At 47.1% G+C, this 1,734-nt stretch carries 1 protein-coding gene; it reads left to right on the top strand.

Going from position 1 to position 1,734, the window contains the following annotated elements:
* The first annotated feature begins 323 nt into the window (after window positions 1-323).
* The gene (locus KDK18_RS12220; protein ID WP_257255202.1) at window positions 324-1,721 is read left to right on the top strand and encodes a TrkH family potassium uptake protein; all 1,398 of its coding nucleotides are present in this window, start codon (window positions 324-326) and stop codon (window positions 1,719-1,721) included.
* The last annotated feature ends 13 nt before the right edge of the window (window positions 1,722-1,734 follow it).

The raw sequence follows: 1,734 nt of genomic DNA, 5'->3' as shown, positions 1-1,734 counted from the left end.
CCGGTCGTATGATCGTAAAAATCTAACCTGATCGTTTAATTAAGTAGAATCTATAAAATTCGAGCCTTTCGCTCTGCTATTTTTCGGCCAACTCATCTTTTCATGTTGCCGTCTTATTCAAGGTTACTCCATGGATCTGACGGTAATATGCTTTCATGTCAGAAGATTGAGGACCAAACATTCAGTTAGCGCGACCTGCCGCTAAGTACTAACCCTTAATTACTTCGAATCCTTCAAGTGTAATAGTTCGATGTTTAACTAATTAAACAAAAACAACCATGAATTTCCGCCCCGTTCTCCTCGTCATAGGCCTGTTTCTGGTGATGTTATCAGTACTGATGCTACTGCCAGCCCTGCATGATTTCGTTATTGGCGCGGAAGGGGTTTATTCATTCACTTTGTCGGCCCTGATCACCCTGCTGGCAGGTGCACCGCTTTACTACTTTTGTCGTGTACCAGAATTCAATCTCAACCCAAGACAAATCTTCCTGCTGACCAATACCTCCTGGCTCACAATGAGTGCCTTCGCAGCCCTGCCTCTGTATATACAACTGGATATCAGTTATACCGACGCATTTTTTGAAACCATGTCCGGGATTACAACAACCGGTTCTACCGTGCTCAGTGGACTTGACCAGATGAATACCGGGGTGCTCCTGTGGCGCTCACTGCTTCAATGGCTGGGTGGCATTGGCTTTATTGTTCTGGCTGTTGCGGTACTGCCTTTCCTGAAAGTGGGTGGTATGCGCCTGTTCCAAAGCGAGTCTTCCGACTGGTCAGACAAGGCCATGCCTCGCTCAGGCAGCATCGCCAAGCGTATTGTTTGTATCTACCTGGGTATGACCGTTTTTTGTGCGTATCTTTATTTTCTGGGAGGCATGACTGGCTTTGAAGCCATCAATCACGCTATGACCACTCTTTCCACCGGGGGCTACTCAACTTCCGACAACTCTATGGCTCAGTTCCAAAACCCTTTCATTCACTGGGTTGCTATAGTGTTCATGATTTGTGGTTCTCTCCCCTTCGTTCTGTTTGTCAAATTCCTCAGGGGGGATCCTCACTCGATGCTGAGAGATAATCAGGTACAGGCTTATTTCAAGTTCCTGATAATACTCTGGGGGCTTTTCACTCTCTGGTTGTTTATCAACAGTGACTATTCTCTGTTCAAGTCTTTGACCCTGGTTGCCTTTAATACCGTTTCTGTTATCACCACGACAGGTTATGCATTGACGGACTACACCCTTTGGGGAGGATTTGCAGCCACCCTGTTTCTTTGCCTGACGGGTATTGGCGGTTGTTCAGGCTCCACATCAGGCGGAATAAAAGTTTTCCGTTTTCAGATTGGTGCACGCCTGTTGGGGATTCAACTGAAACAATTGGCTCATCCCAGGGCCTGTTTTGTACAAAGTTATAACGGCCATCAAATCAGCAGCGACATATTGAGATCCCTGATCGCTTTCTGTTTCTTTTTCGTACTTCTGACCACCATTCTCACCCTGCTTTTGAGCCTGCTGGGGCTGGATCTTGTCACCAGCCTAAGCGGTGCAATGACGGCCGTCACCAACGTTGGACCCGGACTTGGAGATATCATCGGACCAGCAGGCAATTTTTCATCGCTGCCTGATACAGCCAAGTGGTTACTGAGCGCGGGAATGCTGCTGGGCAGATTGGAAGTTATTACCGTTCTGGTACTCTTTACTCCAGCATTCTGGAAACATTGACAAGTTTACATCC

Source organism: Endozoicomonas sp. SESOKO3, assembly GCF_024606255.1.
Note: the sequence above shows the minus strand (reverse complement) of the source record. Positions and strands in the feature narration are given on the sequence as shown.